The sequence below is a fragment of the Parablautia sp. Marseille-Q6255 genome (assembly GCF_951230155.1).
Classification (GTDB): Bacteria; Bacillota; Clostridia; order Lachnospirales; family Lachnospiraceae; genus Choladousia.
The window spans coordinates 1-23,462 of record NZ_CATNVD010000027.1 but is presented as its reverse complement, the minus strand read 5'-3'; the positions used below and the strand labels follow the sequence as shown (position 1 = coordinate 23,462).

Sequence of the window (23,462 nt, the reverse complement as noted above, 5' to 3'; positions counted from 1 at the left end):
GCAGAAAGCGAAGTAGATGTAACAATGATATGGAACACAGGATATCCTTCAAAGAGTGGTACATACATTACTCTTCTTGAAGACGGAGAAGAAGTGGTTGCAAAATACTTTCGCTGCCAGATGACTGGACAGTGTGAGTGGAGCAGATTTGACGGGGAATACATATACGATAACATCATAGGGTGGCTGCCATATGACGGAAGCTGATATTGCTTTTGTGAAACGATGCATACGGGATGATATGCATCGTTTTTACGTATGGGGTAAATGGTTGAGAGTGCGGCAGCAGGTGCTGGATATGGATAAGAATGAATGCCAGGACTGCAAAACACACGGAAGATACACGAGAGCAACGACCGTGCATCACAACCAGTTCGTAAAAAAACATCCGGAACTGGCATTAGAGATTTGGTACACATTCCAGGGGGAGAAGTACAGAAATCTTGTAAGCCTGTGCCATGAATGCCACGAGGCGAGACACGGGTATCGAAGACGGAAAGAAGTGCAACTTTTGACGGAGGAACGGTGGTAAATATACCCCCGGTCAGAAAAATTGACGTTTTAATGGGGGAACGGCTGACCGGGAGGGGGCACGACAAAGAAGAGACGCGGAGAACGCGTGAGGGGTGGTGAGAAAGATGGCAAGAAAAAGGCTGTGTGAAATCGCAGTGGAGGAAATGGAAGGCAGTGCAGAATATGAATCTATCAGATCGGACCTACTGTCACAGCTGAAAATGAACCAGACTACCGGAAAGTATTATCTGGACATGATCAAAGATTACATGGATCTCTGGGTTACGAAAAATCTGTTGTTGAAAGATATCAAGACCAGAGGCGTGACGGTGCGGTATAACAACGGGGGCGGGCAGAGCGGATATAAGAAAAATGATTCGGTTGAGCAGGCGTTAAAGGTCAATACGCAGATGCTTAAGATTTTGGACAGCATCGGTATTAAGCCATCGACCTGTGGAGGCGGTGAAGATGATGAACTGTAGTCAGCATCTTACGGAGTTTATGGAGGATGTAAAATCCGGAAAAATAAAAGCCTGTAAGGAAATTAAGGCACTCATAGATCATGTGGAATATTGTTTTGAGAATGAAGATATTTATGCGGATGAAGTACAGCTTGAAAAGTATATATCGCTTGCGCGGTATTTTCCGTTTGAGACAATATTTCCGTGGCAGAAGTTTGTGATCGGTCTCCATGACTGTGTTTACTGGAAAGAATCCGGAATGCCGCGCTGGCCGGATCTGTTGTGCATGCTTGGTCGTGGCGCGGGGAAGGACGGAACGATTGCACTGGAAAGCGTCGCATTGTCATCGCCGTATAATGGAATCCCAGAATATGACGTTGACATCTGTGCAAACAATGAGGAGCAGGCGCTACGGCCGGCATTTGATATCATCAATGCTTTCGAGATGCCGAAGAATATCAAAAAACTCAAGAAGTTTTTTTACTGGACAAAAGAGAAAATTGTATCTTTGAAAACGAACTCGACGATCAAGGGAAGGACGAACAATCCAAAAGGAAAGGACGGTCTCCGCTCAGGGATCGTCATTTTTAATGAGATTCATCAGTATGAGGATTATAAAAATATAAATGTTTTTACGACCGGCCTCGGAAAAAAGAAGCACCCGAGGAGGTCATATTATACGACACAGGGAGACGTCAGGGAGGGACCGCTCGATAATCTGTTGGAGGAGGCGGAAGGAATCTTATTTGGCGGAGACCCGGATAACGGATTTTTGCCGTTTATCTGCCGACTGGATAGTAAAGATGAGGTTCATGACGAGTCAAACTGGGAAAAAGCAAACCCGTCGCTCCCATATTTGCCAGATCTGAAGGAAGAGATGCGCAAGGAGTACCGCGAGTGGGCGAAGAATCCCCAGCACCTTCCGGCATTTATGACAAAAAGAATGAATCTTCCAGACGGGGCGCTTGAGATCAAAGTTACCGATTGGGAAAATATTGCAGCCACCAATAAGATCATACCTGTCCTGCACAGATGGAGCTGCACATGTGGAATCGATTATATGAAAGTGACAGACTTTGCGTCGGTAAACTTGCATTTTCGTAAAGGTGATGAGCGATTTGACATCAATCATTCGTGGCTATGCTTGCACTCAAAAGACATACCGCGAATGAAATGTCCGTGGAAAGAGTGGGCGGAGGAAGGGAAACTCACGCTGGTTGATGACGTAGAGATTCATCCGACTGTGATCACGGAATATATCCGGGAAGCAAAGAAGGATTACGACATTAAGATGCTGGCACTTGACGATTTCCGGTTTGCGTTACTGAGCCGATATTTAAGGGATATCGGATTTGATCCCAAAATTTATAAGAACATGAAGCTTGTGCGGCCGTCGGATATTATGAAGGTAGTTCCGGTCATTGATTCCTGTTTTGTGAATCAGTGGTTTAATTGGGACGATAACCCAGTGCTGAGATGGGCAGTAAACAATACAAAGCTGATCAGAAGCGGTCGCAGACTTGGGGCTGATGATGCTGACGTGGGGAATTTTGTATACGGAAAGATTGAAGCGAAGTCTCGGAAGACAGATCCATTTCTGGCACTGGTTGCCAGCATGACGATAGAAGATGCCCTTCCGGCGGCGCCACGACTCGCAGTACCAAAGATGGGCGTATATACGTATTAAGGAGGTGATGAAGTGGCATTGAATTTTAAGAAATGGATCCTGCATAGACTCGGCGTCGAGTCAGAGAAGGTGGCAGCTGTTGCAGTGGAGGGAGAAGAGTTTTTCGATGTCATGAATGACATTTACCTCCGCGAGCTTGCGTTTTGGACGTGTGTGAATAAAATTGCAAATGCAGTCAGTAAATGTGAGTTCAAGACGTTTTACGACGGGAAAGAAGTAAAAGAATCAGAGTATTACATGTGGAATGTAGAACCGAATAAAAATCAGAATTCTTCAGCATTTCTGACAAAGCTGATTGGGAAGTTATACAGGGATAATGAAGCTCTTGTGATTTCTGCATCCGGGCAGATTGTGGTAGCTGATTCGTATGAGGTCGAGCGATATGCGCTTTATGATGATGTTTTTAAAAACGTCACAGTAGGAGATTTTTCGTTTGAGAAGCCATTTTTCCAGAGCGATGTTTTGTATTTTGAACTGAACTCAGTAGATATGAAGCGGATGGTCAACGGAATTTACGCGTCATATAAAGAACTGATCGTATATGCATCGAAAGCGTTCCAGACCTCAAGAGGAAGACGAGGTATTTTGAATATTGACGCGCAGGCACAGGCGGCGGATGATTTCAACGAAACGATGCAGGAGCTTATGAATAATTATTTTCGGAAGTTCTTTACTTCAGATAATGCTGTTCTTCCGCTTTTTGCCGGATACAGCTATGACGATATCGGAAGTAAGACTTACTCGAACGAGAGCACACGGGATATAAAAGCCATGACAGATGATGTTTTTGATTTTACTGCCAGGGCTTTTTCTTTTCCTCCGTCGCTGGCAAAGGGAGATGTGCAGGATACCGGAAAGGCGACAGAGGAGCTGCTTACCTTTTGCATTGATCCGCTTGCGCATATGCTGGAAGATGAGATCAACCGGAAGCGGTATGGATTTGCAGCTATGCAGAAAGGGCGCTATCTCAAGATTGACACAACATCAGTGAAACATATTGATATTTTTGATATTGCGACGCCGGTGGATAAGCTGATTTCTTCGGGAGCATTTACGATCAACAACATATTGAGAGTAATCGGATACCCGGAAATACATGAGGAATGGGCGAACCGGCATTTTATGACAAAGAATTATTCTACCATCCAAGATCTCTTGGAAGGTTTGGATAAGGAAAATGAAGCGCAGGAAGGGGTGAAATCATGAAAAAGTATTTTGCGCTCGAAACAAAAGAAAGAGAAGCTGACATAACCATATTCGGAGACATCACATCGTGGCCATGGATGGAATCAGATGTATCATCTTACAACCTGTCAAAACAGATCAGCATGCTTGATGTGGATGTGATCAATGTGCATCTGAACAGTTACGGTGGCGAGGTTGCTGAGGGACTGGCGATATATAATTGCCTGAAACAGCATATGGCAAAGGTCAAGACCTATTGTGACGGATTTGCGTGCTCCATCGCGTCTGTTATTTTTATGTCCGGAGATGAGCGGATCATGTCGAACGCATCCGCGTTGATGATCCATAATCCGTGGACTTACACGGAAGGGAATGCGCAGGAGCTCCGGAAGACGGCGGATGATCTCGATAAGATGACGCAGTTGTCTGTAAATGCCTACAAGGAGCATGTGAACATTTCCGAAGATGAGATCAAACAGCTTCTCGATGAGGAAAGCTGGCTGACGCCACAGGAAGCGCTGGAGTATGGTTTTGCCACGATTGTAACCGGAGCAGAAGCGCAGGCAAAATATAGCCAGTCAGTACGGAAATCTGTTTTGCAGAAACTTTTGCGGCAGAAATCAGATCCGAAACAAAAGGATGAAGTTCCGGAAGAAAAAGAAAATTTAATGCATTTATTTGCGGGAATATCCCAGAAAGAAGGTAAAAGATGAGAAATAAAGATGAAATTGCAAGAGACAAAGCAAAGATTTTGGAGAAGATGAATCAGGCGATCACGGAGAATGATAAAGATAAATTCCAGGAAGCGTTTGAAGATCTGTCGCAGAACATCCAGGAGAATATTCTGGCAGAGGTAGACTTGATCAGACAGAAAAACGATGCTGCCATTCTGGCAAGCCGTGGCACGCGTCAGCTTACAAGCGAAGAGCGCGCCTATTACGAGAAGGTAATTGATGCGATGCACAGTGCGAATCCAAAGCAGGCGCTCGCTGATCTGGACGTTGTCATGCCGAAGACGACGATTGACGCCGTATTTGAGGATCTGACGACAGAGCATCCGCTTCTGAATGAGATCTATTTCCAGAATACATCAGGGCTGATTGAGATGATCGTAAATGCGAACGGTGTGGAACTTGCGACGTGGTCGCCTTTGTGTGCAGAGATTACAAAAGAGCTGACTTCTGGATTCAAGAAAGTGAACATGAGTTTAGACAAACTGTCTGCTTTCCTTCCGGTTTGTAAGGCGATGCTTGACCTCGGGCCTGCATGGCTGGATCGCTATGTTAGAGATATCCTTCAGGAAGCGTTGTATAATGGACTGGAGAAAGGAATTATTGCTGGTACCGGAAAGAACGAGCCAATCGGCATGATGAAGCAAGTAGGTAAAGACGTTTCTGTGACAGGCGGCGTTTATCCGGATAAGGTAGCGAAGAAAGTAACAAGCTTTGATACCGTGAGCTATGGGGACATCTTGGCAGGACTCGCGAAGAAAGAGGACGGAACGCCAAGAAAAGTGGATCATGTGATTCTGGTCGTAAATCCAGTTGATTATTTCAAAAAGATTATGCCAGGAACAACAATCATGACACCGTCTGGGACGTATGTAAATAATGTGCTGCCGTATCCGACAACCGTCGTGCAGTCCACCCATGTGCCGCAAGGAAAGGCTGTGATCGGTCTGGCAAAGCGTTACTTTATGGGTGTCGGAACAGCGAAGTCTGGGAAAATCGAATACTCGGATGAATATCATTTCCTCGAAGACGAGAGAGTATATCTCGTAAAGCTTTATGGCCACGGGGAACCGCTGGACAACAACGCATTTGAGGTATTGGACATCTCAGCACTCGAACCGGCGATCTTAACGGTAAAAACGATCACAGACGCTAATGCGGCAAAAGTATCTTAGAAGTGATCTGCGGCTTATGTGGAGGTAGGGTATGAAGTTACTGGATGAAGTAAAAAACTATCTCGACATTACATGGGAGACAACGGAGACGGAAGATGCAAAGCTCGAAAGTATGATTGAGCGGGCGAAGGACGCACTTACCAAAAGAATCGGTGAGTGCGACTTCGATGAAGAAACGCAGGAAAAGACGTTATTACTCAATCATGTGATGTACGAAAGAGACAAGGCTCTGCCTGATTTTTGGAGAAACTACTCAGGCGATGTAATTTCCCTCCGAATCAGAAAGAAGGTGCAGTCATATGAGACGAGACAATAAAGTGCAGACATATAATGATGGGAACTGCACCTTCTTTCTGATTGATGAAGAGGGGAATGCCGGAAGTGCCAAAGAGACTCTTCGCTTCGAGGAACGTACGGTGGGAGTACAACGATTTTATGAATCCATGACCAAGAAGTTTCAGGTCGACCGCGTGCTCCGCGTTCCGTTGCGACCGTGGTTGACAACAGAATATTTAGCGGTGGTTGACGGAGAAGTTTATGAGATTGAGCAGGTGCAAACTATACGCAGCCTAGAGCCAAAGTCGAATGATGTGGCGCTCCACCGCGCGCGACAGAGGAGGGTGGCAGATGGCACAATTTGATGTGCACGGGTTTGATGGCCTTATGGCGGAGCTTGATCGCATGGGGCGTCTGGATGAGGTCGCCCCGAAAATGATGGACGCCGGCATGGAGGTGCTGCAGGCAGAAGTCATAAAAGAGGCATCCAAACATAAGGACACCGGAGAGATGGTCGCATCCATCAAACCAACCGGATTAACCTATACGGCAAACGGGTCCTACTACATGTGCACCCGTCCGACCGGATATGCGTCTAAAAAGACCCGGCAGTCACGCAAGAGCCATGGAGAGGGGACCGGCAGACGCCGGCTGCGCAACATGGAGAAGCTGGTGTATCTGGAATATGGCGTCAAGGGGCGCCCGGCTACCCCGGTCATCAAAAAGGCAGTGATCCGGGCAGAAACGGACGTCATCGCCGCAATGCGCGCAGTATTTGAGCGGGAGGTGGGAGCTGTGTGAGGTCAGAAGAGAGATTAAAGACCGCGCTTGAAGAAACCGGGCTGCCTGTAAAATATTATGAGTATGCCGGGATAAAACCGGAGTATATCGTATACAACGAGGAGGCGGATGAGCTGATCAATTATGCAGACAACCAGCCGCAAGACGAAGTCGTGTGGTGGCAGGTGCACCTCTTTGCGCCAAAAGATGGCGAGTTCCGGCATCACCGGGAAACTCTAAAGCGCGCGCTTTTACAGGAAGGATTTACGGTCAGCGAGATCACAACATTATATGAGGCAGAGACAAAGACGATCCACGTGGTCATACCATGCCACACGGAAGAAAGTGAGGAGTAAAAGATGGCAAAAAAAGGAATCGAATATGTAGTATTTGGTAAGTTGGACGAAAAAGCAGGAACATACTCGGAGGGAAAGTATTTTAGTGAGACCGCCGCGTTTAATGGCGCTCCGACAAAATCATCCGCAAAGGATTATGGGGATAACAGACAGACGGAGGTCGATAACTCTGTCACAGGCGGGACACTCACCTGGGAGGCAAACAAGGATAAGGATGAGATGTATAACTACCTGCTGGGGCATGTGGAGGCAAAGGAGGCAATGCCGGAGGGAGCCACCAGCGGAGTCGTACATAACTCCCGCAGCGAGGCACCGTTTGTAGGTGTCGGTGCAGTCGGACTGTCTGACGCTGGATATAAGACAAAGTTTTACAAAAAGGTACAGTTTTCAGAGCCGACCGATGACAACCAGACCAAGCAGGAAAATACTAACTTTGGACATGTCACGCTGGAAGGGTCTATTTTTATCCCGGAGGATGGCGTCTGGAAGGAAGAGTATACCTTCTCGACTCTGGAAGCCGCGAAAAAATATCTGGATGGAAAGGTAGGTATTACACCAGCGAGCGAAGCATCGGTGCTCTCTGTAGATACAGATGACGCTGCAGCAGCCGCACCGAAAAAATCAGCCGCACCCAAAAAGGCAGCTGCGCCAAAGAAAACAGAAGGAGAGAAAAAATGAGCGATCTAAGGCCGAGAGGTGTACCGATCGTGATCGGCGGGGTAGAGAGGCGGATCCTCTTTACCCTAAACGCCATTGACGCGATCGAGAGCAAATACGATAAGCCTTTAAGTGATGTGCTGGATATGATCGTGGAGGGGACTTTAAGCGATCATGTCCTGCGGGACGTGCTAATGATCCTACTTGAGGATGACGCCGAACGCACACATTATGAGCACCCGGAAAAGGAGATCGCCCCGCCGACAGAAAAAGAGATCGGATGGTTTATCGGACTGGACAATCAATACCTTGTCATGGGGCTGATCTTTAAGGCATATGGGGACTCTATCCCGGAGCCGGATGGTGATGACCCAAACCAGGAGAGCGGGCGGCAGAACGGCTAAATGTTGCCCGCATGCTTTATATCGGAGCGGCAAAGCTGGGATATTCCGAGCTGGAGCTATTTTGCATGACGCCGCGCAAATTTTTTAAGATCTATAATGAGTATCTGGATCTAAACGGAATCAGAAAAAAAGAAAAAAAGGGCAGCTCTATTGATGATCTGCCGTGATCCGCTTGCATCCTTCTGGCCGCGTGGTATAATAAGAGTATCACAAAACCGGAAGGGGGCAGCAGGATGTATAGATGGATATTATACCGGATACCACTGGCGGTATATATACTGATACTGACCTGGATGTTTTTGATCCATCCGGCCGGCGCTCTGATTGTGGCAGGGATGTCATTGGTCATTATGGTCCCATGGCTGATATTTGCCAGATGGGTATGCGACCGGATAGACGCCAGTGACAAATTTAACCATAGAAAATAAAAAAAGAAAGTTACAAGAAACGTCCGAGAGGGCGTTTTTTTGTTGCCATAAAAAGACAATGCGAGGTGAGATGGCATGGGAAAAAATGATATTGTAGCAGGCATACGGCTGGATGGTGAGAAGGATTTTAAAGCTGCACTGACTAGCATCAATAAAGGTCTGACGTCAACAAAATCAGAGATGGCGCTGTTAAAAGCCGAATTTGCGGGACAGGAGAACAGCCTGGAGGCATTGTCTAAAAAGCATGAGATCCTGACAAAGATCTTGCAGGAGCAGAACCGGAAAGTCGATGCGACCAGGAACGGGCTGCAGCACGCGAAGGAATCCTATGATAATGTCGGGAAGGGACTGGAGAAGCTGTGGGTTGACCTGGAAAAGGCTACAGACCGGATGCAGGAAATGGAGCAGATCTATGGTGATACCTCCCAGGAGGCCAAGGAGCAAAGGAAGGTAGTCGAACAATTAAGCGCCGCCATCGAAAAGGGAGAAACAAACTGGAAACGTGCGGGCGATCGTATTCGGGACTGGGAAACGAAACTGAACACGGCGCAGGCGCAGGCGGTACAGGCCAATCATACATTAAAACAAAACGCCGCCTACTTAAAGGAGGCAGAGGAGTCAACCAACAAATGCGCGACAAGTATTGACAATTTTGGAAAAAAGATCACCAAAGTGGAAGCAGATACAGACACCTTTGGGGATACGTTAAGAGCAAACCTGACCAGCGCTGCCATCGAAAAGGGAGCGCAGATGCTTGAGAGGGGGCTGGAAGCTGCCAAGGATACGATGCTGGATAGCAGCAAGGCATCTGCGCAGCTTGCTGCAAGTACCGGGCTGTCTGAATCTGCTGCAAAGCGGTATCAGAAAGTGATGCAGCAGATCAAGGGCAGCAACTTTGGGGAGGATTATCAGGATGTAGCGGATGCGATGTCTGAGATCATCCAGATCATGGGCGAGCTGGATGACGGGGCCATGAGGGATATTACGGAGTCTGCGATCACGCTGCGGGATACGTTTGGGATGGAGGTCAACGAGTCCATCCGTGCTGCAGATGTCATGATAAAGACGATGGGCGTGGATGCGACTACTGCGTTTGACCTGATCGCAACCGGCGCACAAAACGGATTGAATAGATCGGGGGAACTTGTTGATAACATCACAGAGTACGCGCAGCTGTGGGGACAGGCGGGATTTTCCGCGCAGGAGATGTTTGCCATCCTGGAAAACGGCTTAAACTCCGGCGCTTACAACCTGGACAAAGTAAATGATTATGTCAAAGAGTTTGGCGTGTCGCTTGCAGATGGGCGGATCGAGGATAATCTAAGCAGCTTTTCGGCAGAGACAGCCGAATTATTTGAATCCTGGAAAAACGGAGAGGCATCGACAAGCGATGTCTTTTATTCTGTCATCAAGGACCTGTCTGAGATGACAAACAAACAGGAGGCGCTGACTGTTGCATCGACAGTATGGTCGGCGCTTGGCGAGGACAATGCGATGCAGGTCATCACTGCCCTGGATGACGTCAACGAGGCGTACAGCAATGTCCAAGGGACCATGGATGAGCTAAAGGAGACAAAGTTTAGTGATCTGGAGAGCTCGATCAAAAACCTTGGATCCGCATTGCAGGAGCGGTTTATCGCACCGATCGCGGATGCAGTTACCCCTGCGCTTGCCGGGATGGCAAATGCTGCAGCGGATATAATCCGGCCGGCGAAGGAGCAGGTAGACCAGTTTTACCAGGATGTGACAAACAGCACCGCGGCGATCCGGCAAAACGTGGAAAATGTAGGGGCACAGTTTAACAGCGCCACGGAAGGGATTGACCGGGTGGCTGCCCTTGGGAGCAGGCTGCAGGAATTAAATGGTGTAGAGCAGCGGACTACTGTGCAAAAACAGGAGATGGCAGCGATCGTATCAGAGTTATCGCAGTCCATCCCGGAGCTGAATGGGGCGTATGACGCCGAGCGGGATGTCCTGAGCACGACCAACATGGAGCTTAAGGATCTGATCGCCAACTATAAGGAGAGCGCGGCACAAAAGGCGGTGCTGGCAGCTACGCAGGAGCTGGTGAATCAAAAACTGGAAGCCCAGGTAAACCTGGACAAAGCGCAGTCTGGGAAGGACAACGCCGAAGCGCGGATCAGGCTGCTTGAGCAGGAGCGGGACCTGATCGGACAGATCCAGTCGGAGCAGGCGCTTGGAAATTTTGACACCGACTACCAGACCGAGGCTATGAAGCTGTATCAGGACGCGCTCAAGAATGGCGTCATTACGATGGAGGAGTTTAAAGAGGCAGAGGAGCAGCTCGCCTCCGGCGACACCGGGCGCCGTATGGCAGTCATCACCGGGCAGTTTTGGGACGGCGGGGAAGCCGCCGGCATCATGCACGCATCCCTGGAAGGGCTGGATAAACAGTCAAACAGCTATAACAAGACCCTGGAGGAGCAAAAAAAGATCCTCCAGGATTGCGATGAAAATGCCGAAACCTATGTCAATGCAGCGAAGAACCTGTATAACGTGCAGGCGGAGACACCGGATGAATTAAAGCGCGGACAGGCTGCATTTCGGGACTATGGGAAAGGAGCAGAAGATACAATCCCATCCATCGAAGAAGCCGGGAAAACCATCTCCGGTGTCGGGCTGATCAGCCTGGAGACGGCCGGGAAGGTTGAGGATGCATCGAGCCGGACGGCGGAGGCTGCAGAAAACAGCGCGGAAGCGCAAAAAGCAGCGGCAGACGCACAAAAGGAAGCGATACAGGAAGTCCGAGACGCCTACCAGGAGACGGTATCGGACATTGAATCCGATTTAAAAAATAAGATCTCGATCACCGACAAGTTTGACGGCGGCGAAGACCTTACCACCGAAAAGATGAATGAGATCCTGAAAGGAAACCTGGAAGGGGTCAAGAAATATCAGGAGAACCTGGAAAAGGTCCGTCAGATGACGGATGAATCCGGGAAAGCTCTGTTCTCACCGGAGGTCATGCGGGAGATCGAGGACGGCGGGACAGAGTATGCGAAGCTCTTGGAGCACATGGTATACACCTGGGAAAACCAGGGCGAATACGGATATGAGCAGTTAAAAGGGATCGCAGACAAATGGGGAGAGGGGCTGGACTTTTCTGAACAGACCGCCAAGGCAGAGGCGGCCAACCGTACTGCAATGGATGCGATGCTAAATGACATGGGATCGTCAGACGTAGACTTTTCCGACCTCAGAGCAGCGATCGAGACGGCAGCACAAGGCACAATGCAGGAGGCGCTTGAAAATACCGTGTCTGTAGCGCAGCAGATCGGTGTCACGATCCCGGAAGGACTTGCCGAAGGGATCGCAAGCGGAGAAACATCGCCGGAGCAGGCGATAGAGCGGCTAAATAGCAGCATACAGGGGCGGTTTGAAGGATTTGCCGAGATCGCAAGAAACATGGGCATATCTGGCGTTGATGAGCTTGCAGCGGGTATTTCGGAGGGCGGTCAGTCTGCGATTGATGCTTATAATACGCTGCTGCAAATGATAAGTGAGGCCACCGCAGGAGCAGGCACTGCAGGAGTGGAGCAGGCGTCCGGCGAGATGGCATCCGCAGGAGCAACGGCAGCCGAAGAAAAAGCCCCGGAGTACCAGAGCGCCGGCGAGCAGGCAGCCGCGCAATATGGCACCGGGATCGGAAAAGGGAAACCACAGTCGATCGAGCAGGCGCGCCAGATGGCGCAGCAGACGCTGGCGGCAGTGCGGACATATGAAAATGCGTTCCGCACCGCGGGCTATAACATGTCCGCCGGCGTAGCTGCAGGCATCCGTGACGGCAAGGCAAATGCGGTCAATGAGGCAGTACGAGTAGCCGTGGAATCCCTGGAAGCAGCGAAACGGAATCTGGAGATCAATTCCCCGTCCAAAAAATTTAGGAGAGTTGTGGGACACGCTATTCCGGAAGGCACGGCGTTTGGTATATCCGATAAGGCATCCCTGGCAAGTGATGCCGCAGACAAGATGTCCAATGACGTCTATACAAAAGCGACCCAGTGGCTGACGAAATATAAGAAAAAACAGCGGGTATCCATCTCAGATGAGAAATGGTACTGGGATCAGGTATCCAAGCACATGAAGAAGGGAACGGATGCCTATAACAAAGCCCTGGCAAAGGCAGGAAAAGAAGCGGACAAGAGCGCGGACTTTATGGCCAAAGCAGAAAAAAAGATCGAAAAGAATTTTAACGTGTCGCGCAAATCCGGGAAAAAGAAAAAGGATGCAGAGACTTATTACGGAGAGATCTACCAGGCAGCATCCAAGTACCTGGCAAACCAGGAGATCTTAAACGACCAGTCCCTACAGACGGAACTGGATTACTGGACGCAAGTACGGAAAGGCTTAAAAAAAGGGACACAGGCCTGGTATGACGCCACAAAGCAGATCAAAGATATCCGGAAAGAAATGAAGGATGAGGAGGCCAAGGCGGCGGAGGATGCAAAGCGGGCGCAGGAAGAACGCGTAAAGGCACATGTCAATGTCCAAAACGATATCCTGGACAAATATAAGGTGTATTACAAGGTGTCTGCAAAAGCAGAGATGGAATACTGGAATGTTGCCCGGAAGCAATTTGCCGTAGGCACCGATGAGCGGATCGAAGCGGATCAGAAATACCTGGAAGCATTGCAGGAGTTTAACGATCAGCGCAAAGAGCTGGATGAGGAATATGCAGAAAACTCCAAAGAGATCAATGACCAGTTAAAAGAGGACATCGCAGATCTGCAGGAAGCCTATCAGGATGCGGTGCAGGGCCGAAAGGACGACATCCTCTCACAGATGGATCTGTTTGAGGCGTGGGACTCCGAAGGATATGACGCGGACACGCTGCTTTACAACTTAAAAACCCAGGTGGCAGGACTGACATTGTGGGAGCAGCAGCTGGATGAGCTTGGCAAAAAGGGATTGTCTGAGGAGCTGATGGATGAGTTAAAAGAGATGGGACCGGATGCGGCAGCATCTATCTACTCTCTAAATCATATGACTGCAGAGCAGCTGGATGAGTACCAAAAGATGTGGCAGCAAAAAAACGAGCTGGCACAATCCCAGGCGGTCAAAGACAACGAAAAGCTCCGGGAGGAGACCAATAAGCAGATCACAGACCTGCGCCTGGAAGCGCAGAGCGCTTTAAACGCTTTAAATGCAGACTACCGGGCGGAGCTGGCAGAGCTTAATACAGGCATGTCCAAAGAGCTTGGCAACCTGATCGGGCGCGCCGGGAGCATCGGAGAGGGTGCTGTCTCCAGCCTGATCGCCGGGATTGGAAAACAAACAAACTCGGTGGAGCTTTACCAGAGCACGGCAAAGGTCGTAGATACCATATCTGCACAGCTATCCGCGCTGCCACCGCAGGGCAAGATGATCGGGAAAAATACATTGGACGGACTCCTGGAAGCTCTGACCAACGAGAAAAAGATCAGAAAGGCATCCAAAAAAGTCGTCCGGTCGATCAAGCGAGAAATAGAAGCAGCGGCAGAGATCCACAGCCCTTCCCGGCTGTTCAGACGGGAGACGGGGCCGCAGATCCCGGCCGGGGTTGCAGAGGGTATGGAGGACGGTGCTAAGACAGCAGCCAAAGCCTCCCGCAGTATGATACGCCAGATGTTTGGTGACGCCAAGGAGGAGCTGCGCAGGCAGCAGGCAGCCATGCAGGCGGAAACAGCCGGGATAAATAACTTTGGGATCGCCCGGATAAACCATTTGACGGATCAATACCAGATCCCTGCGCCTGTGGTCAATGTGGATACCAGTTACATGGCCGGGACTATGCAGCAGGTACTAAACGGGATGAGCGCGATGTTAAAGCGCATGGATCAGCTGGAGCGGCTGCAGGTAGTGATGTACCCAGACGCCCTGATCGGAGAGATCCGGGAGGGCATGGATAAGGCAAATGCGGACGCAGCGACACTGCGAAATAGGGGATGGTAAGAGTAAAATTCCGACTACACAATTTGGTGCAGTCGGAATACTGAAAGAAAGAAGGTGGGCATTATGCTGATTGATGGATGGGACATCGCGCAGGCAAATGCCAGGCAAGCCCGATATATAGGCGGGCATCATGCCTTGGCCAATGAGTCTGTATGGAATGAGGGCAGCAACCGGCCGATCTTTATCCGCAACCATATGGGATTTAAACCATTTACCATAGATCTGTGGGTAAAGGGTAAGGACTATCAGGAGATCGTAGATAACCGGGGCCGTATCCTGGCACGGCTATTGGGTGCCGTGATCCTGGAGCCGGATCGGACGGATCATAAGTTTAAAGCGATCCTCAATAAATACAGTGTCACAGAGACGTCAAAGGACAAATTCCATGTTTTGAGCCTGGAATTTGTCGGCTACGAATATCTGGACCAGGAGACATTTACGATCGAGGTCGACACGACCTTTACGATCACAAATACAGGCACCGTAGAGACGCCCGTCACGCTGGAGATCACGCCGCTTGGCGGAGCAGTGGACGTGCCGGAAGACCAGATGGACGGATACCTCCTGTGTGATGAGGATGGATCCTATTTTGTAGATGATGATGAGGCAGCGATCGGCGGCTATGACTACAATAACCTGACGATCCAGGGACTGTGCCGGGATGTGCGCACCGGGGATGATCTGGACATTGTGATCCGCAATGTCACGCCGGAGAAAAAGATCCTCATTGACGGGGAGACCGGGCTGATCACAGAGGACGGGGAAGCAAAGATCGAGGATGTAGATATATGGGCGCTGCCCACCCTGCAGCCAGGAGATAACGAGATACGGACAAATAATAACTGGCTGCGGGTGAGAGTAAATTGTAAGCCACGATTTATGTAGAGGATGGGGATATGCTAAAAATTTATGACCAAAACCATAATCAGCTGGGAATGCTGACGCGGTACGCAGACCTGAAAGAAGAAAAAGATCTGGATACGGCAGATAAAAACCTGTCCTTTACCGTAAAGGACCCGGATGAGATCGAGCTGAAAAATGAATACTATGTCAGGACCCGGACGGATGAATACGTCATTAAAAAAATCAGTCACAAAAGCAGGTCCGGCATGACCGTGACCTGTATCCTCAACCTGGAGGAGCTGCAGGGACAACCGTTTGCATCGTTTACCGTTACCGACAGACATATCCGGGATGCGGCGGAAACTGCTTTAAACGGGACCGGCTGGACGGTCGGGTATTGTGACGTAGATAAAGTACGATCAGCTGGTATGGTAGACTGTAACGCCCTGCAGGTAATTAACAACCTGTGCGCCGCATGGATGTGCGAGCATGAGTTTGACACGCTGCATAAACAAGTACATTTTTATAATCGCAAAGGCGCCCGTAAGGGTGCCTATTTTATTGACGGTTTAAACCTTAAAGAGATCACCAGGGAGACGGACAGCTGCGATTATTACACAATCATCATCCCATACGGGGCTGAAGGGCTGACGATCGAATCCGTAAATGACGGCAAAAACTACCTGGAGAATTATCAGTACTCTACTAAAAAGCTGGCGTACATTTGGAAAGATGAGTCTTACACAGATGCGCAGGCCCTAAAAGAGGATGCAGAGCTAAAACTTGCGGAGCTGTCCAAACCAAAGGAGTCCTACTCCTGCAGCGTAGTCGATCTGGCCAGACAGCGCAAAGACTATGGGATCTTATCCTACGATCTGGGCGATGAGGTCCGGCTGATCGACCGGGAGACAAAAACGCTGACCTGGCAGCGGATTGTAAAAATGATAACCTACCCGGAAAAGTCGGAGAAAAACACCTGCGAATTATCCAGCACTGTCCTGACTTTTACACAAATGCAGGAAAAGTTAAAGCGGGCATCCGAGATCATCAATTTTGTAATATCCGGTGATGGCCAATATACGGGTAAGATTAATGTCTCAGACATCTTAAATTTTGAGGCAGGCCTGGCAAAGACGGAGACGATCAAAACATTTAATCGGAACCTGGATGATCTGCGCCAGGAAGTAGAGGATATGCAGGAGGACCTGGGCGGCATCGGTAACCTGAGTGACACCTATGCAGAGCTTGGCAAAGCAAATATCCCGGATGGATGGACGGATACGGATATGATCGCAGATGGAGCCGTCACTGCAGCAAAGCTCGACCTGCAGGATGCCACAAATGCGATGTTTGCGCAGGTGATCCAGGGAGCACAATTTACAGATGCTTATCTGCAAGCGCCTACTATGACAGGCGCTAAGATAGACGCAGACAGCCTTACTGTACAGGGCAAGGATATTTTACAAATGATTGAGGATCTGTCGGGATTGGCAGCAGATGCAGAGCGGATCAAAAAACTGGAGGAATCAGTAAAGGAAATCATTGAGGCACTGAGAAACGTCATCGCGACTGAATGAAAGGAGAGATAAAATGGCAGTATCAACAAAACGTATCACGGACTTACCGGAAAAAACAGAAGTAACAGATGAGGATTTGATCGCGGTTGGAAATGCCGGGACAGCATCCCTGCGAAAAACAAAATGGAGCGCATTTTGGAATAAGATTTTAAGCAAGATCAGATCGGATGTCATTGTCAATAACAAGACCACTACCGCGCCAGGATATGCCTTGGATGCGAGAGTGGGGAAGGATATACAAGAACAAGTTAATGATCTAAACACGAATATGATCTACAGACCGTTTGTTTTAAGCAAATGGTGCAATGGCGGCGAACAGATCAATCTGCTGGTAGACGTCTCGAAGGCTGAAAAACGCCGCTTACCCATTTTTATTGGTGGAAACATTGGTGGGGGCAGTTTTTTGCAAATGGGACTACTGGACAATTTAACTGCCTCATCCACTGAAATCAAATTTACAGCAATATTAATATCAGACAGCGGGTTAATGCGCGCATATGCAAATTTGAATAACGGCAGCGCAAATATGTACCGCATCATGATCCAGAGTGCGTCTGGCATGGGGCAGCATATTTTTGTGATGATCCCCGCGGCAAACGTGCGACTCGAAAATACGTGGTAATATGCAAGTTAAATCCTATAAAAAACTTGTCGCACATCCATCGGCATAAATCGCAAATCTATCGTGCCGATCGATGCTGCCACAAATATGCTTGCTGCGCCTTTTGTCGTCTGGAATTTAAAGTACGAATCCGGAAGATGTCCAAATGGGCTGCATATTTCCACATATTCAAACGCGTCTCCATCTTGGAGCACGAAGATCAAATCGCGGAAAACTACACCCTGCTTAACAAAGCGCTGCTCTCCGGCGTTGTAATTTCCGGCGGGAATATGAGTCCATCCTGTCAGATCATAAATCTGGCTTTTCGTGTTTTGTTAAGTGTGCACTTTATAAAAATAAAAAAAGAAAGGAAAAATATTATGGAAAAAATTATCTTAAAAGACGGATCTGAAATCCAGATCCATGAAGGAGCAGACCTGTCCAATATCGTGACAGATATAAAAAGTTATGATGATCTGGAGCAGCTGGCGCAGAAATTAAAAACCGAGAATCTAACGTCAGTGCAGTTTGTCCAGAAAAGTGGAGCAGTTACAGCAAAGTATGACAATCTGGAACTGATCGGACCGCATCTGCGGATTAATCTTGATGATACCGTGTCTGTGACATTTGGATTGAGACAGCGGACACCACAGGACATGCAGCAGGAGGATGTATATACTGCAATCGCATATCTGTCAGATGAGCAGGCTGCCACCGTCAAAGACTTATACCCCGAGTGGCAGGCGGACGGAGCCTATAAAACAGGCGATAGACGGAGAGATGGAGGGGGATTATATAAATGTCTGCAGGATCACGAGGCACAGCTGGACTGGGCACCGCATGCAGCTCCAAGCTTATGGGCAAAAATCCTGACAGATCCGGCAGGAGAGGTGCTGCCGTGGGAGCAGCCGGACAGCACTAACCCGTATCACAAGGGCGACCGAGTGACACACAACGGCAAGACGTGGGAATCTAATGTCGATAACAATGTATGGGAACCAGGAGTAGTAGGAACAGAGTCGTTGTGGCATGTAGTAAGCGAGTGATGCATACCACCTCTTAGCCTGATATGATAGGCTGGGAGGTGATTATCATGGATATTAGACTATCCGTTATCCAGTCAGTGGTGGCAGCATTACAAAGCAGAGTGCCGTCAGAAACTCTGACAATCGTACAAGACGTGCTGACACTGGAGCTTAATCAATACGAGGTGCAGGAGCGCTGCACAGCAGTTACCGTGGCGGATAACAGCGCTGAGGGCCAGCTGCGTAAATATATCGCTACAAAGCGAGTAGAGGGGTTGTCTGATAGTACGCTGCGCCGCTATTATGATGCAGACTTAGCATTGATCCGTTTTGTGCGCAAGCCATTGTATGAGGTGACAACGTATGACCTACGGTTTTATCTGTCATACAGGAGGCAGCAGGGAGGTATATCAAACCGGACGCTGGATGGCATGCGGCGATGTTATAGTAGCTTTTTTGGCTGGCTATCAGCAGAGGGGCTGATTGGCCGTAATCCGTGCGCTGCACTGGCACAGATTAAGTACCGCAAGCAGGTCAAAAAGCCGTTTAGCGCCGTGGATATGGAGCGGATCCGGCAGGCGTGTGATAATATCCGGGATCTGGCACTGGTGGATTTTTTGTATAGCACCGGGTGCCGCGTGTCTGAGGTGGCACGACTGGACATTGATGATATTGATTTTGACTCTTTAGAGTGTACCGTGATCGGAAAGGGCAACAAGGAGCGGATCGTTTATTTGTCGCCGGTGGCAGCAATGCACCTGAGAGAGTATATCTCTTTGCGGCGGGATTTCTCCGATGCACTATTTGCCGGGAAGGGAAGTAATCGGATTGGGAAAAATGGGATTGAGGCACTGCTGCGCCGGATCGGAGCTGCAGCAGGCGTTGACAACGTGCATCCGCACAGGTTTAGGAGGACACTGGCGACAAACCTACTGGATCGCGGCATGAATATACAGGATGTGGCCGCTATCCTTGGACATGCCGACTTAAAGACAACACAGATATACTGCTATATAAGCCAAAGCAATGTGCGTGCAGCCTATCAAAAGTACGCTGCATAAGTAAATAAATTGATTTATTTAGTCCGGCGCGATGCTCCGGATTTTTTGTCATGCGAAAAAGCAACAAAACGTTGCAATGGTGAGAATAAAAAAGCGACGAAATGTGTCTTTTGCGAAACACGAATACTATCCGGTTATGGGATGGCACATTGTATCCGAGTAGCACGATAGGCAATTTTAATTATGCAACCATCCCTGGTGATGCAAGCAAATGCACTGTATTTATAGTGCATTTGACAATTGCCGAAGACAAAATCTATGAGGTAATCATCCCGCATTTTACAGGGACGGTTACTAAAAATATCTATTTAGGTGCTACTTATAATGCAAAAATCAGCATTGATATCAATTTAACGTCCCATAGAATCGGAGTAAAAATCGACAAAATTGCGGGCTGGACATATAATGCAGTGCATCTTGATTGTTTATACGGTATCCGTGGTATTACACAGGTAATCTAACGCCCAATAGCAATCCACTGTATATTTCGCCCCGTTAACGTAGATCCGTTTGTACTGATGGCAGCGATTTCAGCCGATCCGTTATCTAACAGATTAACCCATACCGGAAATTGAATTCCACCGCGGACAATAGGGATAAGTATTATGCATTCGCGTGGGAATGGTGTGAATGTTACTTTAAATACTGAATTTGATGATGCTTGGACTGTCAAATCAGACAACCAGCCTCCGCGTGACTGTAACATATTCGTGTTTTGTAAGTAACTCGTTAATTATTTTATTGGCCGGTACGGTACCGGCCGGAAAGGAGGTGAGTAAATTGGACGATTTTTTGAGCGCCTTCGGGGGATTAAGTGTTGCGACGGTGGCTGTTGTTATATCGGCCATCGTCTTTTTTGCTAAGCTCTTAAAGGCGATCACTGATTACCTGCATAAAAAATGGGAGCTGCAGGGCGAGAAAGAACGCAAGATCCAAGAAGTTTTCGAGCAGGTAAAACAGTATCCAAAATGGTATAACCAAAGCATAGAGATTAGAGGCGGCATATATAAGGCAATCGAGGGATTGGAGGGGAAACTGGACGATCTCAACGATTCAGTAAATTGCCTGCGGCAATCCGGAGACGAAGGGATGGCACTGACATGGCGGTATAGGATATTACGCTTCGACGATGAAATCCGACACAATGACCGACATACAAGGGAACACTTCGATCAGATCATGGAGGACATTACAAAGTATGAGCGCTATTGTGCCGAACACCCTGATTTTCCAAACAACAAAGCGGTCTTTGCGGTGCAGAATATCAAGAATGTATATCAGCGCTGCACAACAGAAGGAACATTTTTATAATCGAAAGGAGAAAACATGGAATTATTAGAATTTTTGAAACAGATTCCGATGCCGGTGCTGATCGTAGCGCTGGCTATTTTATTTATTGTAACTATCGTAATCACTGTGCAGTACATGAAAGCAAAAGGACTGGATGGCGTTCGGATGGATGTGTATCAGCTGATCTTGAAAGCTGAACATATGTTCAATGAATCCGGGCAGGGAAAACAGAAGCTGAAATGGGTAGTGCAGCAAGCTCGCGGATTGTTGCCCTCATGGCTTCAAGTTTTTGTCACTGAGGATGCTTTAATGAAAATTATTGATAAATGGTTTCTGGGTGTAAAAGATCTATTGGACGATGGGAAAGTAAATAATTCACAGGGCGGCGAATAAGCTACCCTTTTATATACACAGAAAGGAGCTGTTATCATGAAACTGAATATCATTAAAAACTATTTGAAAAACAACCGTTGTTATCAACGCAATGTAAAACGCAAGCCAATCGGCATCCAGTTGCACACGATCGGCACGGGGCAGGGTACCGCTCAATCCGTTGCCGACTACTGGAATCAGCCTGCGGTATCTGCGTGTGTGACGTACATTGTGGACTGTGATACCGATGGTAAGGTGCTGCAGTGTCTGCCAGAGGATGTGCGGTCTTGGGCGGATGCCGGATACGGTAACAATAATCTGATCACGTTTGAAATCTGCGAATCGGATTATATCCGTTACACGGGCGGAGCGGACTACGACGTATTAAATGCTGACAAGTTTAAAGAAGACATTATGCGTGGCTATAATACGGCTGTGCTGCTGTGTGCAGACATCTGCCGCCGGCACGAGTGGAATCCAACTGCAAAACTGCCTTCAGGCTTGTATTTGATCTCCAGTCATGACGAGGGACGCCGCGCCGGATTGTCAAGTGATCATGTGGATCCAACACATGTGTGGGGGAGATTTGGCTTGACAATGAACGGTTTTCGTGCTGACGTTAAGGCGGCGTTGGATGGCAATTTTGAAGTTACTGATTCGGAGCCGGAGAAGTGGTACCGTGTGCGTAAGACATGGGAAGACGCCGGTACGCAGCTTGGCGCATATTTGAGTCTGGAGAACGCAAAAGCGAACTGTCCTGCGGGCTACACAGTGTACGACTGGAATGGTAAAGCAGTATATACCAACACGACAACTGCATCAGGTACGCAGACATCAGAGTTTACAGGTCTGTCCGAGACGGCAGCAGCGGCAAGACTCCTTGAAATCAGCCGCCCGATCGCCGAGAAGAATGACTTGTTTGCTTCGGTCTGTGCGGCGCAGACGATCTTGGAGAGCGGATACTGCACCACGGAGCTCGCGAAGAAAGCGAACAATGTATGTGGCATGAAAACGAGTTTATCCGGTAACACATGGCCGGGTAGCACATGGGATGGTAAAAGCAAAGTAAATATCCGCACGCCGGAGCAGGATGCCTCCGGTAACACGTACTACATCTACGCCGATTTTAGAAGATATCCGTGCATTGAGGACAGCATCGCTGACCGCTGCGCATATCTGCTTGGCGCTCAGAATGGAAGTAAGCTGCGCTACGATGGTATCCAGAACTGCAAAAACTATCACGATCAGATTGAGCTGATTAAGCGCGGCGGCTATGCGACAGATGTCAATTACGTTGATAAGATCTGCAATATCATTGAGCGTTTTGATCTGGACAAATACGATCAGGCATCCGGAGAGATCCTGCCGGACACTCCAGATCAGCAGTGGTACCGCGTGCGCAAGAGTTGGGCGGATGCAAAGAGCCAGATCGGAGCTTATCACAACCTGACAAAGGCTGAAAAGTGTGCGGACGGTCATCCGGGATACAGAGTATACGATGAGTCCGGTACACAGATCTATCCGCCGGCGGCGCAGATCAGCGGCGATATTATCGCAGCGTGCAAGGTATTTCAGATGCAGCTCCAGTCCGACATCGCAACTGGGCATGACTGGGAATATCGAAATCCGGCAAAATACTTGGAGGAGCAGTGGAACAAGGCGCTGAAAAAAGGCAAGAGAGCCTGCAACTGCGCATTGTTGGCACGGTGGGCACTGAAAGAGGCAGGTCTTATCCCGCAGGATACTGGTATCTTTTATGGCAAACTCGGTGGTACGATCTCATGGGGCGCCGGGACAAAGGCAGCAGTAACAAAGACCTGCGACTTGCTTAAGATCGGCAACAAGACAGTCAAACAGCTGATCGCATCGGGCGACCTGCAGCCGGGTGATATCGTGACTTACGTTGATCTCCAGCACACAAACATCTACGCCGGCAACGGTAAGTGGTACGATGCAGGCCACGCATACTGTAAAGGATCCGGCGAGGGTGCAACCTACAAGAGCTGGTACGGTGACGGCCAGTATGACAACCAGCGTGTCGGATACATCATCCGCCGGCGTGCGAGCAGCAACGAGTATATCGTGCAG

The 23,462-nt window shown here is 48.8% G+C and carries 24 protein-coding genes; all 24 read left to right on the top strand.

The window, feature by feature from the left end; translation table 11 throughout:
* Positions 1 to 207: hypothetical protein (locus QOX44_RS17400; protein ID WP_283685025.1), on the top strand; the 207-nt coding region annotated here is incomplete at its 5' end.
* Positions 194 to 532: an HNH endonuclease gene (locus tag QOX44_RS17395; RefSeq protein ID WP_283685023.1), complete on the top strand. Its 339-nt coding sequence runs from the start codon at positions 194 to 196 to the stop codon at positions 530 to 532. The genes QOX44_RS17400 and QOX44_RS17395, both read left to right, overlap by 14 nt.
* Positions 533 to 638: 106 nt before the next feature.
* Positions 639 to 995 carry a P27 family phage terminase small subunit gene (locus QOX44_RS17390; RefSeq protein ID WP_283685021.1) on the top strand — a complete coding sequence of 119 codons (357 nt, stop codon included), beginning with the start codon at positions 639 to 641 and terminating at the stop codon, positions 993 to 995.
* Complete coding sequence (locus QOX44_RS17385; protein ID WP_283685019.1) at positions 982 to 2,661, top strand: terminase TerL endonuclease subunit; 1,680 nt, start codon at positions 982 to 984, stop codon at positions 2,659 to 2,661. Before QOX44_RS17390 ends, QOX44_RS17385 begins: the two co-directional genes overlap by 14 nt.
* 12 nt (positions 2,662 to 2,673) lie before the next feature.
* Positions 2,674 to 3,867, top strand: a complete 1,194-nt coding sequence (locus tag QOX44_RS17380) for a phage portal protein (RefSeq protein WP_283685017.1) — start codon at positions 2,674 to 2,676, stop codon at positions 3,865 to 3,867.
* On the top strand, positions 3,864 to 4,559 hold the full coding sequence (locus QOX44_RS17375; RefSeq protein WP_283685015.1) for a head maturation protease, ClpP-related: 696 nt from the start codon (positions 3,864 to 3,866) through the stop codon (positions 4,557 to 4,559). The genes QOX44_RS17380 and QOX44_RS17375 overlap by 4 nt, the downstream gene beginning before the upstream one ends.
* Entirely contained in the window at positions 4,556 to 5,752 is a 1,197-nt protein-coding gene (locus QOX44_RS17370; RefSeq protein WP_283685013.1) for a phage major capsid protein, read from the top strand. Before QOX44_RS17375 ends, QOX44_RS17370 begins: the two co-directional genes overlap by 4 nt.
* Before the next feature lie 31 nt (positions 5,753 to 5,783).
* A complete protein-coding gene (locus QOX44_RS17365; protein ID WP_283685012.1) occupies positions 5,784 to 6,068 on the top strand; it encodes a phage head-tail connector protein in 285 nt (94 codons plus the stop codon).
* Positions 6,052 to 6,393, top strand: coding sequence for a hypothetical protein (locus QOX44_RS17360; protein WP_283685010.1), 342 nt, complete (start codon positions 6,052 to 6,054; stop codon positions 6,391 to 6,393). The genes QOX44_RS17365 and QOX44_RS17360 overlap by 17 nt, the downstream gene beginning before the upstream one ends.
* Positions 6,380 to 6,829 (top strand): hypothetical protein, encoded by a 450-nt coding sequence (locus QOX44_RS17355; RefSeq protein ID WP_283685008.1) that lies wholly within the window; start codon positions 6,380 to 6,382, stop codon positions 6,827 to 6,829. Before QOX44_RS17360 ends, QOX44_RS17355 begins: the two co-directional genes overlap by 14 nt.
* The gene (locus QOX44_RS17350) at positions 6,826 to 7,164 is read left to right on the top strand and encodes a hypothetical protein (RefSeq protein ID WP_283685006.1); all 339 of its coding nucleotides are present in this window, start codon (positions 6,826 to 6,828) and stop codon (positions 7,162 to 7,164) included. Before QOX44_RS17355 ends, QOX44_RS17350 begins: the two co-directional genes overlap by 4 nt.
* 3 nt (positions 7,165 to 7,167) lie before the next feature.
* On the top strand, positions 7,168 to 7,842 hold the full coding sequence (locus QOX44_RS17345; protein WP_283685004.1) for a hypothetical protein: 675 nt from the start codon (positions 7,168 to 7,170) through the stop codon (positions 7,840 to 7,842).
* On the top strand, positions 7,839 to 8,225 hold the full coding sequence (locus QOX44_RS17340; RefSeq protein WP_283685002.1) for a hypothetical protein: 387 nt from the start codon (positions 7,839 to 7,841) through the stop codon (positions 8,223 to 8,225). Before QOX44_RS17345 ends, QOX44_RS17340 begins: the two co-directional genes overlap by 4 nt.
* Before the next feature lie 11 nt (positions 8,226 to 8,236).
* A complete protein-coding gene (locus QOX44_RS17335) occupies positions 8,237 to 8,392 on the top strand; it encodes a hypothetical protein (protein WP_283685000.1) in 156 nt (51 codons plus the stop codon).
* Between the two features lie 66 nt (positions 8,393 to 8,458).
* Positions 8,459 to 8,653: a hypothetical protein gene (locus QOX44_RS17330; RefSeq protein ID WP_283684998.1), complete on the top strand. Its 195-nt coding sequence runs from the start codon at positions 8,459 to 8,461 to the stop codon at positions 8,651 to 8,653.
* A 75-nt stretch (positions 8,654 to 8,728) separates the two neighbouring features.
* Positions 8,729 to 14,605: a phage tail tape measure protein gene (locus tag QOX44_RS17325; RefSeq protein ID WP_283684996.1), complete on the top strand. Its 5,877-nt coding sequence runs from the start codon at positions 8,729 to 8,731 to the stop codon at positions 14,603 to 14,605.
* Between the two features lie 63 nt (positions 14,606 to 14,668).
* Positions 14,669 to 15,490 (top strand): phage tail domain-containing protein, encoded by an 822-nt coding sequence (locus QOX44_RS17320; RefSeq protein WP_283684994.1) that lies wholly within the window; start codon positions 14,669 to 14,671, stop codon positions 15,488 to 15,490.
* An 11-nt stretch (positions 15,491 to 15,501) separates the two neighbouring features.
* The gene (locus QOX44_RS17315) at positions 15,502 to 17,025 is read left to right on the top strand and encodes a phage tail protein (RefSeq protein ID WP_283684992.1); all 1,524 of its coding nucleotides are present in this window, start codon (positions 15,502 to 15,504) and stop codon (positions 17,023 to 17,025) included.
* A gap of 13 nt (positions 17,026 to 17,038) precedes the next feature.
* Positions 17,039 to 17,647, top strand: coding sequence for a hypothetical protein (locus QOX44_RS17310; protein WP_283684990.1), 609 nt, complete (start codon positions 17,039 to 17,041; stop codon positions 17,645 to 17,647).
* A gap of 359 nt (positions 17,648 to 18,006) precedes the next feature.
* Positions 18,007 to 18,672, top strand: coding sequence for a carbohydrate-binding protein (locus QOX44_RS17305; protein WP_283684989.1), 666 nt, complete (start codon positions 18,007 to 18,009; stop codon positions 18,670 to 18,672).
* Positions 18,673 to 18,719: 47 nt separating this feature from the next.
* A complete protein-coding gene (gene xerA, locus QOX44_RS17300; RefSeq protein ID WP_283684988.1) occupies positions 18,720 to 19,712 on the top strand; it encodes a site-specific tyrosine recombinase/integron integrase in 993 nt (330 codons plus the stop codon).
* Positions 19,713 to 20,492: 780 nt separating this feature from the next.
* Positions 20,493 to 21,023: a hypothetical protein gene (locus tag QOX44_RS17295; RefSeq protein ID WP_283680996.1), complete on the top strand. Its 531-nt coding sequence runs from the start codon at positions 20,493 to 20,495 to the stop codon at positions 21,021 to 21,023.
* A 15-nt stretch (positions 21,024 to 21,038) separates the two neighbouring features.
* Positions 21,039 to 21,395, top strand: coding sequence for a hypothetical protein (locus QOX44_RS17290; RefSeq protein ID WP_283680995.1), 357 nt, complete (start codon positions 21,039 to 21,041; stop codon positions 21,393 to 21,395).
* 36 nt (positions 21,396 to 21,431) lie between these two features.
* Positions 21,432 to 23,462, top strand: a 2,031-nt coding sequence (locus QOX44_RS17285; RefSeq protein ID WP_283684986.1) for a glucosaminidase domain-containing protein, incomplete at its 3' end; no start/stop codon positions are given.

Coding starts and splice junctions, on each gene's coding strand:
- QOX44_RS17345 (WP_283685004.1), top strand. CDS start 7,168: ATGGCAAAAAAAGGAATCGAATATGTAGTATTTGGTAAGTTGGACGAA.
- QOX44_RS17360 (WP_283685010.1), top strand. CDS start 6,052: ATGAGACGAGACAATAAAGTGCAGACATATAATGATGGGAACTGCACC.
- QOX44_RS17335 (WP_283685000.1), top strand. CDS start 8,237: ATGCTTTATATCGGAGCGGCAAAGCTGGGATATTCCGAGCTGGAGCTA.
- QOX44_RS17315 (WP_283684992.1), top strand. CDS start 15,502: ATGCTAAAAATTTATGACCAAAACCATAATCAGCTGGGAATGCTGACG.
- xerA (WP_283684988.1), top strand. CDS start 18,720: ATGGATATTAGACTATCCGTTATCCAGTCAGTGGTGGCAGCATTACAA.
- QOX44_RS17355 (WP_283685008.1), top strand. CDS start 6,380: ATGGCACAATTTGATGTGCACGGGTTTGATGGCCTTATGGCGGAGCTT.
- QOX44_RS17290 (WP_283680995.1), top strand. CDS start 21,039: ATGGAATTATTAGAATTTTTGAAACAGATTCCGATGCCGGTGCTGATC.
- QOX44_RS17385 (WP_283685019.1), top strand. CDS start 982: ATGATGAACTGTAGTCAGCATCTTACGGAGTTTATGGAGGATGTAAAA.
- QOX44_RS17370 (WP_283685013.1), top strand. CDS start 4,556: ATGAGAAATAAAGATGAAATTGCAAGAGACAAAGCAAAGATTTTGGAG.
- QOX44_RS17310 (WP_283684990.1), top strand. CDS start 17,039: ATGGCAGTATCAACAAAACGTATCACGGACTTACCGGAAAAAACAGAA.
- QOX44_RS17365 (WP_283685012.1), top strand. CDS start 5,784: ATGAAGTTACTGGATGAAGTAAAAAACTATCTCGACATTACATGGGAG.
- QOX44_RS17305 (WP_283684989.1), top strand. CDS start 18,007: ATGGAAAAAATTATCTTAAAAGACGGATCTGAAATCCAGATCCATGAA.
- QOX44_RS17325 (WP_283684996.1), top strand. CDS start 8,729: ATGGGAAAAAATGATATTGTAGCAGGCATACGGCTGGATGGTGAGAAG.
- QOX44_RS17395 (WP_283685023.1), top strand. CDS start 194: ATGACGGAAGCTGATATTGCTTTTGTGAAACGATGCATACGGGATGAT.
- QOX44_RS17330 (WP_283684998.1), top strand. CDS start 8,459: ATGTATAGATGGATATTATACCGGATACCACTGGCGGTATATATACTG.
- QOX44_RS17320 (WP_283684994.1), top strand. CDS start 14,669: ATGCTGATTGATGGATGGGACATCGCGCAGGCAAATGCCAGGCAAGCC.
- QOX44_RS17340 (WP_283685002.1), top strand. CDS start 7,839: ATGAGCGATCTAAGGCCGAGAGGTGTACCGATCGTGATCGGCGGGGTA.
- QOX44_RS17390 (WP_283685021.1), top strand. CDS start 639: ATGGCAAGAAAAAGGCTGTGTGAAATCGCAGTGGAGGAAATGGAAGGC.
- QOX44_RS17375 (WP_283685015.1), top strand. CDS start 3,864: ATGAAAAAGTATTTTGCGCTCGAAACAAAAGAAAGAGAAGCTGACATA.